The sequence below is a fragment of the Chloroflexota bacterium genome (genome assembly GCA_020161265.1).
GTDB lineage: Bacteria > Chloroflexota > Chloroflexia > Chloroflexales > Herpetosiphonaceae > Herpetosiphon.
In genome coordinates this window covers 84,787-100,073 of sequence record JAIUOC010000007.1, presented here as the reverse complement: position 1 = coordinate 100,073, position 15,287 = coordinate 84,787, and the positions used below count along the sequence as shown (strand labels likewise).

The 15,287-nt window shown below is 51.7% G+C and carries 10 protein-coding genes; 1 reads left to right on the top strand and 9 read right to left on the bottom strand.

Features of this window, described 5'->3' with window-relative positions; genetic code table 11:
- Window positions 1-5: 5 nt before the first annotated feature.
- From kdpB to LCH85_16560, 5 genes are all read right to left on the bottom strand, one after another.
- The gene (kdpB, locus tag LCH85_16580) at window positions 6-2,099 is read right to left on the bottom strand and encodes a potassium-transporting ATPase subunit KdpB (protein ID MCA0353609.1); all 2,094 of its coding nucleotides are present in this window, start codon (window positions 2,097-2,099) and stop codon (window positions 6-8) included.
- Window positions 2,100-2,109: 10 nt separating this feature from the next.
- On the bottom strand, window positions 2,110-3,849 hold the full coding sequence (gene kdpA, locus LCH85_16575) for a potassium-transporting ATPase subunit KdpA (protein MCA0353608.1): 1,740 nt from the start codon (window positions 3,847-3,849) through the stop codon (window positions 2,110-2,112).
- A complete protein-coding gene (gene kdpF / locus LCH85_16570) occupies window positions 3,850-3,939 on the bottom strand; it encodes a K(+)-transporting ATPase subunit F (GenBank protein MCA0353607.1) in 90 nt (29 codons plus the stop codon).
- Between the two features lie 387 nt (window positions 3,940-4,326).
- Complete coding sequence (locus LCH85_16565; GenBank protein MCA0353606.1) at window positions 4,327-5,022, bottom strand: response regulator; 696 nt, start codon at window positions 5,020-5,022, stop codon at window positions 4,327-4,329.
- A gap of 5 nt (window positions 5,023-5,027) precedes the next feature.
- Complete coding sequence (locus LCH85_16560; protein MCA0353605.1) at window positions 5,028-7,715, bottom strand: sensor histidine kinase KdpD; 2,688 nt, start codon at window positions 7,713-7,715, stop codon at window positions 5,028-5,030.
- A 97-nt stretch (window positions 7,716-7,812) separates the two neighbouring features.
- Between LCH85_16560 and LCH85_16555 the strand changes: the two genes are divergently transcribed.
- On the top strand, window positions 7,813-8,952 hold the full coding sequence (locus LCH85_16555) for a hypothetical protein (protein MCA0353604.1): 1,140 nt from the start codon (window positions 7,813-7,815) through the stop codon (window positions 8,950-8,952).
- Between the two features lie 53 nt (window positions 8,953-9,005).
- Here the strand turns inward: LCH85_16555 and LCH85_16550 are convergent, their stop codons facing one another.
- The 4 genes from LCH85_16550 to LCH85_16535 all read right to left on the bottom strand — a co-directional run bounded on the left by LCH85_16550 (window position 9,006) and on the right by LCH85_16535 (window position 15,206).
- On the bottom strand, window positions 9,006-10,379 hold the full coding sequence (locus LCH85_16550; GenBank protein MCA0353603.1) for a cobyrinate a,c-diamide synthase: 1,374 nt from the start codon (window positions 10,377-10,379) through the stop codon (window positions 9,006-9,008).
- Window positions 10,380-10,450: 71 nt separating this feature from the next.
- Window positions 10,451-11,848, bottom strand: a complete 1,398-nt coding sequence (locus LCH85_16545; GenBank protein MCA0353602.1) for an MFS transporter — start codon at window positions 11,846-11,848, stop codon at window positions 10,451-10,453.
- 251 nt (window positions 11,849-12,099) lie between these two features.
- Entirely contained in the window at window positions 12,100-12,897 is a 798-nt protein-coding gene (locus tag LCH85_16540; protein MCA0353601.1) for a hypothetical protein, read from the bottom strand.
- The gene (locus LCH85_16535; protein ID MCA0353600.1) at window positions 12,894-15,206 is read right to left on the bottom strand and encodes a tail fiber domain-containing protein; all 2,313 of its coding nucleotides are present in this window, start codon (window positions 15,204-15,206) and stop codon (window positions 12,894-12,896) included. The genes LCH85_16540 and LCH85_16535 overlap by 4 nt, the downstream gene beginning before the upstream one ends.
- Between the last annotated feature and the right edge of the window lie 81 nt (window positions 15,207-15,287).

Genomic DNA, 15,287 nt, shown 5'->3' with positions numbered 1-15,287 from the left:
TGCTCCTAGGCTAAACCCAATGCCACCAACAATAAATCAATCAGTTTGATTCCGATGAAGGGCACAATCAAGCCGCCAAGCCCGTAAATCAGCAGATTGCTGCGCAAGGCCTGAGCAGCAGCGACCGCCCGATAGCGCACCCCGCGCAAAGCCAAGGGAATCAGAAAGACAATAATCAAGGCATTGAAAATCACCGCTGAGATAATCGCGCTTTCAGGCGATGCTAAACCCATAATGTTGAGTTGGTTCAGCACTGGGTAGGTGCTGGCAAAGGCCGCCGGAATAATCGCAAAATATTTAGCAATATCGTTGGCGATTGAAAATGTTGTCAATGCACCACGGGTCATCAATAGTTGCTTGCCAATCTCAACCACTTCGATCAACTTAGTTGGGTTGGAATCGAGATCGACCATATTGCCCGCTTCTTTGGCGGCGTTCGTGCCGGTATTCATCGCCACGGCGACATCGGCTTGCGCCAAGGCGGGTGCATCGTTGGTGCCGTCGCCAGTCATCGCTACCAAGCGCCCGCCAGCTTGATATTCGCGAATTAAGCTTAGTTTGGCTTCGGGCGTGGCCTCGGCTAAGAAATCGTCAACTCCCGCTTCGGCAGCAATCGCCGCAGCGGTCAAAGGATTATCACCAGTGATCATGACGGTTTTGATGCCCATGCGCCGTAGTTCGCCGAAGCGCTCTTTCATGCCACCTTTAACAATATCCTTGAGTTGAATTACGCCCAAAACCCGTTTGCCATCGGCAACTACCAAGGGCGTGCCACCAGCGCGGGCAATTGTTTCAACATTGGCTCGCACATCGCTTGGTAAATTGCCTTGTTGGGTTTGCACATAACGTTCAATCGCATCAACTGCACCTTTGCGAATTTGGCGACCAGCGATATTGATGCCACTCATGCGGGTTTGGGCAGTGAAGGCCACAAATTCGGCCTCAAGCTGGTTGGCTTGGCGTTCGGCAATGTTGTAGCGTTGGTTAGCCAGCAACACAATCGAACGACCTTCAGGCGTTTCGTCGGCCAGCGAAGCCAATTGAGCAGCATCAGCAAATTCGTTGATATCTACGCCAGCAGCTGGCATAAAGTTGGTTGCTTGGCGATTGCCCAAGGTGATCGTGCCGGTTTTATCCAACAACAACACATCAACATCGCCTGCCGCCTCAACCGCTCTCCCCGACATTGCGATCACATTGGCTTGAATCATGCGATCCATGCCTGCGATGCCGATTGCTGAGAGCAAACCGCCAATTGTGGTTGGAATCAAGCAGACCAGCAGGGCAACTAGAGCGGTGACCGTAATTGGCAAGGCTTGGCTGCTTGGGTCGAGCGCCTTGACGGCCTCAACGCTATAGATCGAAAATGGTAGCAGCGTTGCGGTTGCCATCAAAAAGATGATCGTCAAGGCCGTCAATAAAATGTTCAAGGCGATTTCATTTGGCGTTTTTTGGCGTTTGGCTCCTTCGACCATGGCAATCATGCGGTCGAGAAAGGTTTCGCCTGGATTGGCACTAATTTGCACAATCAACCAATCGGAGAGCACCCGCGTGCCACCAGTAACTGCCGAGCGATCACCGCCACTTTCGCGAATCACCGGAGCACTTTCTCCAGTGATTGCACTTTCATCGACTGCCGCCACGCCTTCAATCACATCGCCATCGCCCGCGATTGTTTCGCCAGCGCTAACTAGAATGTAATCGCCTTTGCGCAAGGCACTAGCAGTGACAATTGTTTGGCTGCTGCTGTGCTGTGGGCCACTTAATTTAACCGCCTGCACATCGCGGCGTGATTGGCGTAGGGTGTCGGCTTGAGCTTTGCCCCGACCTTCGGCCATAGCTTCGGCAAAATTGGCAAATAACAAGGTGAGCCAGAGCCAACCAGCGATTGCCAAGCTAAAATTGGCTGACGTTTCGCCGCTGCCCAATACAGCCTGAATCCATAAGCCTGTGGTAAAAATTGCGCCGATAAAGACCACAAACATCACTGGGTTGCGCACTTGTAAGCGTGGATTTAGTTTGAGCAAAGCCGCTTTGAGCGCTGGCACAACAATCGCTCGATCAAATAATGAGCGGTTTTTGGGTAGTGAATGATTCATCGTTCTCGCCTTATAAACTCAGCAATAAATGTTCGACAATTGGGCCAAGCGCCAGCGCTGGAATAAATGTGAGCGCACCGACAATTAACACCACGCCAATCAACAAGCTTACAAACAACGGCGTATGAGTCGGCAGGGTTCCGGCGCTTTGTGGAATCAGCTTTTTACCAGCCAACGAGCCAGCAATCGCCAAGGTTGGCACAATCAGCCAAAAGCGCGAAACCAACATCGCAATCCCAAGCCATGTGTTATAAAACGGGGTGTTTGCGCCCAATCCAGCGAAGGCGCTACCGTTGTTGTTGGCGGCTGAAGTGGCGGCATAGAGCACCTCGCTAAAGCCATGTGCTCCGCTATTGAACACCGTGGCGCGGCCCGATTCGCTGCTCACCGCAATTGCCGTGATCAACAAGGTCATCACACACGGAATCAAGATAATCAGCGCTGCCATTTTCATTTCAAAGGCTTCGATTTTCTTGCCCAAATATTCTGGCGTGCGGCCAACCATCAAGCCTGCCACAAACACCGCGATGATTGCAAAAATCAGCATGCCATACAGGCCTGAGCCAACGCCGCCAAAAACCACCTCACCCAGTTGCATCAGCACCATTGGAGCCAAACCGCCAAGCGGCGTATACGAATCGTGCATCGAATTGACTGAGCCATTGGAGGCGGCAGTGGTTACGGTAGCCCACAAAGCCGAGTTGACGATGCCAAAGCGGGTTTCTTTGCCTTCCATGTTGCCGCCAGCCTGTAATGCCGAGGCTTGATCATCAACACCTAACTTTTGGTAGAGCGGATTGCCTGCTTGTTCTGCGCTTACAGCTAAGGCCGTAAAGCCTAGCAAAATAATTGTCATCGTGGCCAGAATCGCCCAGCCTTGACGTTTGTCGCCGACCATCAGGCCAAAGGTGTAACACAATGCTGCTGGAATTAGCAGAATGCTCAGTAATTCTAAAAAGTTGCTCAACGGCGTTGGATTTTCCAAGGGATGGGCCGAATTGACATTGAAAAAGCCCCCGCCATTCGTGCCAAGCTGCTTGATCGCAATTTGCGAAGCGGCTGGGCCTAGCGCAATCGTTTGTTGGTTGAGCGTTGTGCCATCAGCATTGACGATTGGCTGAATTAACTCAATTGTTTGCGAAGCATTGAAGGTTTGGACAACCCCTTGCGAAACCAAGGTAACTGATAACACCAAGGCTAATGGCAACAAAATATAAATAGTTGAGCGCGTCAGATCGACCCAGAAATTGCCAATCGTGCTGGTGGAGCGGCGAGCGATGCCACGAATCAAGCCAATCAGTACGGCCATACCTGTTGCAGCCGAAACGAAATTCTGCACCGTCAGGCCTAACATTTGGCTCAGATAGCTCATGGTGGTTTCGCCAGCGTAGCCTTGCCAATTGGTGTTGCTGACAAAACTGGCGGCTGTATTAAAGGCCGAATCGGCGCTTACCGCTGGTAATTGTTGCGGATTGAGCGGGAGCCATGCCTGCATCCGTTGCAACCCATAGAGCAACAGCATACCCAGCGCATTGAAGCCTAACAAGGCTAGGGCATAATGCTTCCAATGCATTTCGCTCTTTGCGTCGATACCCAACAAGCGATAGATCAACCGCTCAATTGGGCCGAAAAAACGCTGAAGTGGTGGATTTTCGCCATAAACTTTGGCCATATAGCGGCCTAGTGGCACAACACAGGCCATCAGCACCGCCAAAAAGATCCCAATTTGGATCACACTATTGCTAATCATTTAAAACACCTCAGGCTGCATCAAGGCCCAGAACAGATAGATTACTAAGCCCAGCGTTACGATTGCTGCGATCAGATATAACGTACTCATCGATTGCCTCCCAACGCAGCACACATGCGTAGCAAGCCCCAGGTTAGGAGCGTCACAACCACAAACAGCCCAAGAAACCATAGATCCATGACAAACCTCAATCAAACTTGAACAGATCTATTCAACCAGAAAAGACCTCAAGTAGGCATCAAAATCGATCAAAAGGAGATCAAGAAAGTATCAAGATAAAGGCAAAAGGCAAAAGGCAGAAGGCAGAAGGCAGAAGGCAAAAAGGAGGGGCTAGAGGTCAGGGGTCAGTATGGGCTGCGGAAATGGAGGGAGGCCCGTTGGGAATAGTAATATAATCCTGAACATCTGTGCGTATCTGGGGCTAAAATAATAACCATTCGTGTAATTCGTGGCTAAAATAACTTCGTGGATCAAAAATTATTCGATTGCCAAACGATAGCCTACGCCTGGCTCAGTCAGCAAATAGCGTGGTCGAGCGGGATCAACCTCAAGTTTGTGACGCAGTTGGCCCATATACACCCGCAAATAGTGGTTTTCCTCGGTGTAGGCTGGCCCCCAAACTTCGCGTAAAAGCTGGCGATGGGTCATAACTTTGCCTGCATGCTGCACCAAGGTTGTCAGCAAATTGTATTCGTTGGGCGTGAGATGCACCTCTTGATCGGCGACAAATACCTGCCGCCGTACCAAATCGACGCGTAATGCACCAACTTGAAATACTGGCTCGCCTTTTTCGCCGCCATGTTGGTGTAAATGGCGCAAGGCTACCCGCAAACGGGCCAATAGTTCGCCCATGCCAAAGGGCTTGGTCAAATAATCATCAGCCCCCGCATCAAGCGCCGCAATTTTATCGTCCTCGCGGCCACGCGCCGAAAGCACAATAATCGGCGTATTCGTCCATTCGCGCAGCCGTTGCGTGACCTGCAATCCATCAAGGTCGGGCAAGCCCAAATCGAGAATGATGATTGCTGGTCGTTGCATGGCGGCTTGCAATAAGCCATCTTCGCCATTTTCAGCCTCGATCAAGTGATAGCCATGGCTTGGCAGCGAAGCTCGCAAAAAACGCCGAATGGGCGCTTCATCTTCAATCACCAAAACGTTAATTTCATTTGACATAAGCGTTATTCTCCTCGAATTTGCGGTGGTTGGCCTTCGATTGGCAAGGTGAAGGCAAAGATTGCGCCGCCATCTGGGCGATTTTCGGCCCAAATTGTACCACCATGGGCCTCGATAATTCCACGGCAAATCGTCAAGCCCAACCCAACCCCGCTGCTGACTGAACGTTTGGCCTGCACCCGAAAAAACTTCTCGAAGATTGTTTCAAGCGCACTTGGGGGAATCCCTGGCCCATGATCGGCAATCTGCACTTCGATTAAACCAACCCGTTCAACCGCCCGAATTTCAATTGGGCTGCTGCTGGGGCTATATTTGAGGCTATTTTCTAGCAAATTAACCAATACTTGCTCGATCAAAATGCTATCGAAAGGCACAAACGCTTGGTTTGGTAGCTCGATGCTGATTGAACGTTGGTCGATTTGCGGGGCTAAGCGTGCCAAGGCAGTGCCCAACACTTCTTCGAGCGCTTGCCATTCTTTATGCACTTGAACTGCGCCAGCCTCTAAGCGCGTCATATCCAACAAATTGCTTAATAACCGATTGAGTCGCTGGCCTTCATCGGCGATGGTTTGAATTAATTCGTGCTGGATGTGTTGATCAAGCTGATTGGTTTGATCAAGCAAGGTGCTGGCAGCGCCGCTAATGGCCGCCAAGGGTGTGCGTAAATCGTGGGAAACGGAGCTAAGCAGCGAGTTCCGCATACGCTCAGTTTCAATTTGCACGCTGGCAGCTTGCGCTTCTTCGGCCAAGTGAGCGCGTTCGATCGCCACGGTCGTTTGGTTGGCAAAGGTTTCGAGCAAATGGACATGGCTAGGATCAAGCAAACGGCGTGGTTGTTCGGGCTGCAATGCCAATACCCCTACAACTCCACGCGTCGCAATCAGCGGCAGATACATAGCTTGGGCACTGGGCAAGGTGTCGCTGTGCATTCCAGCTTTTTGCTGATGATCATAGACCCATTGCGCAGTAATGAGTTCGCGTTGATCGCTGATGAAAGGCCATTGTTGACCGACAATGGCCCGCAGTTGACCCTTAGGGTTGGGCAATAAAATTGCGGTTTGGCCTTCAAACACGCTACTAATATGTTGGGCGGCAGTTTGCAGCAAATTATCCAAGCCGCGAATGCTAGCAAATTCGCGGGTCATGGCATACAGCGCGGCGGTGCGGCGTTCGCGTTGGCGAGCAGTTTCGGCTTGTGCTTGAATTTGCACGGTCAAGGTGCTGATCGTCAAAGCCACAATTAACATCACAATAAAAGTCAAAATATATTGCACATCAGAGACGGCGAAGGTCAAATAGGGCTGGACGAAAAAGAAATCAAAGGCTGCTACGCTTAAAATCGAGGCGCTGATCGCAGGCCCACGCCCGTAACGCGCCGCCACCCACGTTACCCCCAACAAATACAACATAATCAAATTCGATAATTCGAGATGCGGAAAGATGCCATAACAAACCATTGTGCAAGCTAACACCACGCCGCTCGATTTGACATAATTTATTTTTGGCGAATGGGTTTGTAGGCTTGGTTTGGCTTTGGGTTTATGGGTATCGTCATGCTCGCCGCTGATCACATACACATCAATTTCACCACTCTGGCGAATCAGTTGATCAACAATCGAGCCAAAGAGCAGCTCGCGCCAACGTGGCTGAGCTGGCTTGCCCACCACAATTTTCGAAACATTGCGTTGGCGAGCGTAGCGCAGCATCTCTTCACCTGGATTGATGCCGCCAAGCGTGACGATTTGTGCGCCCAAACTTTCGGCGAGGCGCAAGGTTGCGGTCACGCGATCGCGATCGGCCTCACTGAGCCGTAGGTGTTTGGGTGTTTCAACATACACCACCAGCCATTCAGCCTTGAGATCATTGGCCATGCGGCGGGTTGCGCGAACCAAGCGCTCAGAAAGTGGGCTTGGGCCAACCCCTACCAACAAGCGTTCGCGGGTGGGCCAGGTTGTGGGAATCGCGTGATCATGGCGATAGCGCTGCATTTGGGCATCAACCCGATCGGCAGTACGGCGTAGCGCCAATTCGCGTAGAGCAATCAAATTGCCTTTACGAAAGAAATTGCGAGCCGCTTGCGCTGCTTGGCTGGCGATATAAATCTTGCCCTCATTCAAACGCCCAAGCAACTCATCGGGTGGTAAATCGATCAATTCCACTTCATCGGCAGATTCCAGCACGGCATCGGGCACGGTTTCGCGCACGATCACCCCAGTGACTTGGGCTACCAGATCGTTGAGGCTTTCGAGATGTTGCACATTGACCGTGGTATAGACATCAATGCCTGCATGCAGCAACTCGTTAATGTCTTGCCAACGTTTGGCATGGCGCAAATTGGGTGCATTGCTATGCGCCAATTCATCAACCAAAATCAGGCTTGGTTTACGTTCCAGCGCAGCATCAAGGTCAAATTCGCGTAAGCTTGTGCCACGATATTCAACCTGCAAGGCTGGCAGTTGAGGTAAGCCCACCAACAGGGCATCAGTTTCGGCGCGGCCATGAGTTTCGATATAGCCAACCAGTACATCTACGCCCTCGGCGCGGCGTTGTTGGGCGGCCTGCAACATGGCATAGGTTTTGCCAACACCTGCTGCCGCCCCAAAAAACACCTTCAAACGCCCGCGTTGGGCTTGTTGGTTGGCACTCTGAATCCGTTCGAGCAGCTGATCTGGATTTGGGCGTTGATGTTCCATCGAAAAAAGCCTTCAATAGGTTGGTAGAAAATGTCAAGTTTTAAGCAATATGTTGGGCTAAGCTAGCGCCATCGAATCAACCAACAGGAGTTGTGTGATGGATGGACTGAACAAACCACATTCACGGCGAAAGTTTTTAGCGACGAGCGGCTTGGCGGCGGTTGCAGCCAGCAGCGTGTTGGGCAAACCCGGGCAGGCCGCAGCGGCTCCGGCGAGTGCTCCCAATGCGAGCTTAACTGCAACCAACGTGATGGAATTGCCACCAAGTGCCAAAATCAGTATTCGCTGTTTGCGCTCACTGACCATGCTAACGATGAGTTCGCAGATCGCTGATCCCGCATTTAGTGCCGAAGTCTACGAGATTGGCCTCAAAGATTTTGAGTCGAATTTGCAAGAACTAATCGGGCTTGGCACGATCGATCTGGTGAGCTATCGGCCAAACCCCGAAGAGAGTTTGCCGACGCGGCCATGGTGGTGGCCCAAACGACGTGTTCGGCGTTATCGCAGCCAACTCGGCAATGAATCGATCCCCGAAGCTGGCCAACTGGTCTTGGATATTATACGCAGCCTTGACGGCTATACGGTAGCGTTTTATTCGCAACAGCTCGAATTTGCCGAGTTGAGCCAACATTTGGCCTTGGTTGAAATGCAAACGCAGTTCCAGCGGCTGATCAATGTGCCAAGTCTAGCAGGCTTATTCCCCGATGACGATGATATTTGCCCGTGGTGGTGGCCGTATCCCCAGCCCAATTGGCTGCATTTGCACGACCGTGATTGGCCTGTACCACCGATTCCGATTCCGCCCTGCGATTTACGCGAGTTGGCGGTGAATGTGCAACGCGGGTTAATTCAATTGGCGGTTGCCGAGCGCTATAGCGATATCGAACAAGCCAGCTATCGGCGTGATAGCATTCGCGCAACCATCCACGATCTGGCCAATCAGATGTCGGCCTATGCTGGTACACTAACAGGTTGGCTTGAGCATGATATCGTCGATCGGCCACCACCAGATCCTAACGATCCCTATCCATGGCCATTCCATGATGGTTTAATTGATGAGCTGGTTGATTTTGCTGATCGTCCACCGCCATTACCCTATCGAATTAAACTTGGCGACCAAATTATGCGAGCCAGCCACTTGGTTGGCGTGGCCTGCCATATTCGTGAACGGCACTTGGCTGGGCGGTTGCAGGATGCCAGCCTGACCCAAATCAAGGATCTTGCCTACCAAATTTAAGTTCAAGTTCCGACCCCGTTCATGCTTTGGTATGAGCGGGGTTGATTATTGGTTTAATCGATGGTTTGGCGGCAGGCTGCAACGAACCGTTGAGCCATACTTGGATTAGCCAGCCAATGCAGATGAATATAACTTGCCAGCAAATTGTCTGCTTGATAGCCCTCGAATTGCTGAGCCGTGCCATCGGGCGCAATTATGCGATAGGCGGCTGTGGCTGGCTCAGGGTTTTCCCAGCGCGAATAGTGAAATTCATGGCCGCGTACTTGGCTGTTGGCACTGAACAAGGGATTATCATTGTAAACGCTGATCGTGCGATAACCCAAACTGACTTTTTGGTGCATCTGGCTGCTGCCTGGCAATAAACCTACCATCGGCCAACGCTGGTCTGATTGGTCAACAATCGCCTCGGTCAAGTACATCAGCCCGCCACATTCAGCATAAATCGGCAAATTTGCAGCGTGAACTTGACGTAATGCATCGAGCATGGCCTGATTGGCGCTTAACTCAGCAGCATACAACTCAGGATAGCCGCCACTCAAAATGATTCCGGCGCAATTGGCGGGCAATTGCTGATCGGCGATTGGGCTGAATAAGGCGATTTCGGCTCCGGCAGCCTGCAAACATTCTTGCATCTCAGGGTAGATGAAACTAAATGCTGCATCGTAGGCCACCGCAATCACTGGCCGCTGTTCATAGTCAACTGAACTTATTGGCAGTGGCTCTAGCTGAATTGGCGGCGCACTTTGGGCTAAACTGACTAATTGCTCAAGCTGGCAGGTGCTGCTTAGCGTCGTCGCCACCGCATCAAGTGTTTCCAAAATAGTCTGCTTAGCAGAATCAGCAGTAACTAAACCAAGATGGCGTTCAGGTAGGTTGAATTGCGCTTGGCGGGGCAAATAGCCCAAGCATTTAATGCCGGTGTGCTGCTCAATCGCCGTAGCACATAAATCGGCATGGCGTGCGCTGCCAACCTTGTTCAGTAACACCCCGCCGATCTGCACCTGTGGATCGAAGTGCTGAAACCCTGCGACTACGGCGGCGGCGCTACGGGCCATGCCACCAGCATCGACCACTAAAATAACGGGTGCTTGCAATAAGCGGGCAATATGGGCGGTACTACCAGTATCATCGAGTGCGCCATAGCCATCGAACAAGCCCATCACGCCCTCGATAATTGCCAGATCGGCGGGGGCAGCGATTTGGCAAAAATGGCGTTGCAATTGCTCTGGCGTAAATAACCAGGCATCTAAATTGCGACACGGGTGCTGGGCAACTAAGCTATGATGGCTAGGATCGATATAATCGGGTCCACATTTAAAGGGCTGAACATTGAGTCCCAGCCGCCGAATCGCCCCAAGCAAGCCAGCAGTTAACAAGGTTTTGCCGCTGCCACTATGGGCGGCAGCAATAATCACACGGGCAGTCAAACGATACTCCTATCCACAAAAAAGCCAAGCACCAATCGCTGATGCTTGGCTACCTCGATTATTCAACCAATTTAGCTATGGCTGGCAGCGGCTTCTTCCGGCAATTGATTGCCAGCATCGTGAATGGCTTTGGTAGTGTTGGTAAGCAACAGAATTACAATCCCACCTGCAAACAGCGCAATCAACGAAAGAATCGCTTGGCGATACGAACCAGTGGCGGCGATTACCCGCGCAAAAATAAACGGCCCAATCCACGATGTGCCACGCTCAGAAATTTCGTAAATGCCATAGAAAGCAGCTTCGCGGCCATGGGGAATCATACGTGAGAACAAAGCACGGGAAAGTGATTGCGAACCGCCGAGCACCAAAGCGATTGCCGCACCCATAAACCATGCTTGGAACACGCTATCTAAGAAGGCATAGGCATAAACGATCACGCCTGTCCAGATAAACAGCGAGATCAAAATCGCCCGTTTGGTGCCAACTTTACGTGAAATTCGTTCGAAGCCCAAGGCTCCGCCAAATGCCACAAATTGAATCATCAATACTAAACCAAGCAAGAACGATTGAGCATCGTCCGAGGTTTGGCCCTTGGCCAGAAATAGCTCGTTGACCAAAAAGACTGATGAAATGCCAATCACGGTTTGAATGCCATCGTTGTAGAGCAGATAGCCAATCAAAAAGCGCAAGGTTTGGCGCAAACGTCCAAGGTCACGAAAGGCACTCCAGAGTTCGCGCACACTAACCGTGAGATAATGTTGGCCAGCCGGAACCTTGCGAGCTGAAGCGCGATTTTTGAGCCGTTGAATGCCGAAGTAGCCGAAAATACCCCACCACAACCCTGCTGAAGCTAAGGAGATGCGTACAGCCATAGCGGTCGTCAGGCCAAATTTTTCGGCAAACACTACTAGTACGAGGTTGATCGCCAGCAAAACCCCACCGCCAATATAGCCAAAAGCAAAGCCTTGACTCGAAACCTTATCGCGCATATCTTCGGTGGTAATTTCGTTGAGGAAGGCATTATAGAAAACGATTGAAGCGCCAAAACTGAGGTTGGCAACCACAAACGCTAGCGCCGCAAAGAGATAGGTTGCTGGTGTGGCGATAAAGAGCATGGTCGTGGCGGCAGCACCCAGCAAACAAAAGAACATCAACAATTGCTTTTTGATATTAGTGTAGTCGGCCAACGCTCCTAGCAAGGGCAAAAAGAGAAATTGCAATAACACCGATAAAGAAACTGCATCGGGGTAGAGCGATTCGGCAGTAACTTTGTAGATGCCTAAACTTAGCACTGTGCCACCATCGCCAACTGCCTCTTTGGCCAGGGCCTCTAAAAATGGACCAAATAAAGCGGCAATCACGGTGGTGGTAAACCCTGAGTTTGCCCAGTCGTAAAGCCGCCAACCTGCGATCTCCCGTCGATCATTGACTGGATGAGCTGAATCTGTGCTCGGAACTGAATTGGCCACTGGTGGTCTCCTTGTGCCATGCAAGAGGAAGAATGGGTGTTCCGTGGGTGTGTGCGCCTAAGTATAGCCGATTGTAAGCTTTTTCGGATACACCCAAGGGTACAAGCACAGGATGATGGTTTGTTAAAGCAGCGGTTAAAAGCAAACAGTGCTTGATTGGAGCAGATGCAAACGCAAACGTAGATCAGGATTATCATGGATGCTGATTGTAGCAGGGCATGGAGTTAATTCCATGCCCTGCTGTTTACGGTTTAATTGGCCGCCAAGAAGCCGCGCTGCAAAATCGATTGAATGATCGAGCGCTGTGGATTGTTTGCGCGCAGCGAGCTTTCTCCTCGCGTAGTCTGCGGAAGATAAACGGTATAGCTAGGAACCGGATTCGTCGCCGTCGCTGTTGGTGTGTTGGTTGGTGTATTGGTCGGTGTGTTCGTTGGCGTGCTGGTCGTCGTTGGCGTGCTGGTCGCCGTTGCTGTTACGGTCGGTGTGTTCGTCGGTGTGTTCGTCGGTGTGTTGCTCGGCGTATTGGTTGGTGTATTGGTCGCCGTCGCGGTTGCCGTTGGCGTGCTGGTTTCGGTCGGTGTGTTCGTTGGTGTATTGGTCGGCGTATTGGTTGCCGTTGGTGTACTGGTCGCGGTTGCCGTTGGTGTACTAGTTTCGGTCGGTGTATTGGTCGGTGTATTGGTCGGTGTATTGGTCGGCGTGTTAGTTGGCGTGTTGGTTGGTGTATTGGTTGGTGTATTGGTCGGCGTGTTAGTTGGTGTATTGGTTGGTGTGTTCGTCGGCGTGTTAGTTGGCGTTGGGGTTAACGTCGAAACGCCATACCAAAAACCGCCCTCAAGCTTAAAATTGCCACCAGTATGGGCAACACTAGCATCGGCCTGACCAATCGAGCCATGCAGATCAAAATTGCCGCCAGTGCTATTGCCACCGCCGCTATCAATCGTTGACCAATCGAGGCTAAAAACCCCGCCAGTTTGAGCTTGGGCTAGCTGGACTGCTAGCATAAGCGCGATCAATGGGATCGCCCACCAGAGCAAACGACGTTTCATGCGCGTTGCCCCTTGCTGCGACGACCAAGCATCCAGCCCAAGCCCAAGGCAACTGCGGCAATCGCGATCAACCACAGCCATGGGAGACTGGTTTGAGTAGTTTGGCCATGTTCCAAGGCTGTCAGCCGTGCATCAAGTGCCGCCATGTGCTCAGCTTGTTGATCGAGTAATTGGGCTTGTTCAGTGGCTAAATTATATAACCCTTGGACCCCAGCGAGGGCCACGCCATCAGCATCAACCGTGGCAATGTGGCGATCATCAGTGCCTAAACCAAATGCGGCATAAAAATCTTGAGCGGTTGGGCCAATATGGCGAACTGCTGCGCCTTCGCTGTTGTAACTCCAGGCTTGTACCGGAATACTGGCAAGCTGATCGAGCAATGCTTGGGAATCGATTGCAGCGAAATTTGATTTGAGATTTTTATCTGATGAATTGGCCCATGTGCCACCTTTGCTCAGGAAAGCGCCACTTTCGGTTGCCAAAATTGCGCCATCAGGCATATCGACCTTGGTGCTGCTGCCAAACCAGGCCCCACCTGGCGCACGCACGATAAATTGGCCTGGTGCGGTTGTCGAAATGTTGTCGTCCTTGTTGGCTTGTTGGCCTGCCCAGACAAAACTCCCAGCGTGAGCGGCGACGGCGTTTTCGCCCGCAGCAATGCTATAGTCGCCCAAGGTTGTATTGCCGCTACCACCCAGAATTGCTGATAAAGTGCTGTTGGCATTATTATTTTGACCGCCACCAACAAATGTACCTGCGCCTGCTGCTTGGTTATTGATACCGCCCACAACCGAGGAATACGTATTAGTGGCATCGTTATTGACACCACCAGCGACGACTGAATATTGACCAGTCGCTGTATTGGTTTGGCCGCCACCGACATAGGCGCCAGAGTTGGTGGCTTGATTCGATTGGCCACCACCAACTCCTGCAATCATCGCAGAAGCAGTATTGCCACGTCCACCAGCAATGACTGCGTAGCTACCGCTGGCTGCATTCAGTTGGCCGCCGCCGATACTGCTGGTATCGCCACTGGCGGCATTAGTAGTGCCACCAGCAACTGTGGTGTAGTTGGCGCTAGCGCTATTGCCACTGCCGCCTGCAACCGTCGCACCATCTTCGCTGGCGGTATTACCACTGCCACCGCCAACTGTAGTGTGTTGCTGACTAGTTGTATCGCCAGTTACGCCCGCTACGTTATTTGTGCCACCGCCGATGGTGCCATAATCGTCGTAAACACGGTTAGCTTGGGCACTGTTGGAATTGCCACCGCCGCTGATCGTGGCATATTGGGCAGCAGCGCTGTTGTTGTAGCCGCCAGCAATTGTTGAGTAATCGTCGCTGGCAGTGTTGCTGCGGCCACCGCTGACGATGGCATAGTTATCGCTAGCAACATTGGCCCGACCACCGCCAACCGTCGCATACATTTGGCTCACGGCCTCGCCAGTTAAGCCTGCAATATTTTCGCTACCACCAGCGATGGTGCCATAATCGTCGTAAATTGTATTGCCAGTTGTGCCGCCACCCCCAGCAATCACGCTATAGCGACTATTATTGATAACGTTGTTGATCCCGCCGCCGATGGTTGACCAAGCGCCGCTGACGTTGTTGGTTTGGCCGCCGCCAATGACAATATATTCTTGGCTAGCGGTATTGTTAATCCCGCCGCCGATCGTTGAATAGACATCGTTGGTGACTGTGCCATCGTTGCTGCCGACGCTATTGCCAGCGCCCCCACCGATGACACTATAGTTATCGTAAGCGTTGTTGAGGCTACCCGAAGTTCCCCCACCACTGATGATGATCCCAACTGCGCTGGTATTGATACTATTGCCTTCGTAGCCGCCAATTAAGTTGGGGCTCGTACTATTTTGGCGCGTCCAGAAGCCTGGTAAGGCTAAAGCCAAGGGCGCGGCTGTCACTTGTTGCCGTGGGGTGAGCGTGGTATAGCTGCCGCTAGCGTCGGCCTTAACTGCCAGCTCGATCCAACGGCTTTCACCATTAAATAAGCCTTCGCCAAACGTCAATTGTGTAGTAAACAACCCATTGCTAACATTCAAATCATTTTGGGTGACTACGCCTAAGGATGTTCCACCTGTTAAGGCAGTGTACAAGGTAAATTGAAAATCAAAGATACCATTCGCAAGGCTGCCACTTTCGCGCAACATGCCTTGGTAGGTAATTGTTTCGCCTGAAGGTGCTAAAACTGCTGATGGTTGCTGGTTGGTTTGATCTTGGGCCGCAACCGGTAGCAGCCATGTGCTGGCTAAAACGAGGGCGATTAGCATAAGATAGCGTTTACGAATCATGATTCTGGCTCCTTTGAATAAAATGCTGCCATGGTTCTTCACCCTTATCCCTCGTTCACGGCGACGCGAGGCTTGAGACCT

Bases quoted from the DNA above. Each gene is read 5' to 3' on its own strand.
- kdpB (MCA0353609.1), bottom strand. From the start codon at position 2,099: ATGAATCATTCACTACCCAAAAACCGCTCATTATTTGATCGAGCGATT.
- LCH85_16560 (MCA0353605.1), bottom strand. From the start codon at position 7,715: ATGGAACATCAACGCCCAAATCCAGATCAGCTGCTCGAACGGATTCAG.
- kdpF (MCA0353607.1), bottom strand. From the start codon at position 3,939: ATGAGTACGTTATATCTGATCGCAGCAATCGTAACGCTGGGCTTAGTA.
- kdpA (MCA0353608.1), bottom strand. From the start codon at position 3,849: ATGATTAGCAATAGTGTGATCCAAATTGGGATCTTTTTGGCGGTGCTG.
- LCH85_16555 (MCA0353604.1), top strand. From the start codon at position 7,813: ATGGATGGACTGAACAAACCACATTCACGGCGAAAGTTTTTAGCGACG.
- LCH85_16535 (MCA0353600.1), bottom strand. From the start codon at position 15,206: ATGATTCGTAAACGCTATCTTATGCTAATCGCCCTCGTTTTAGCCAGC.
- LCH85_16540 (MCA0353601.1), bottom strand. From the start codon at position 12,897: ATGAAACGTCGTTTGCTCTGGTGGGCGATCCCATTGATCGCGCTTATG.
- LCH85_16565 (MCA0353606.1), bottom strand. From the start codon at position 5,022: ATGTCAAATGAAATTAACGTTTTGGTGATTGAAGATGAAGCGCCCATT.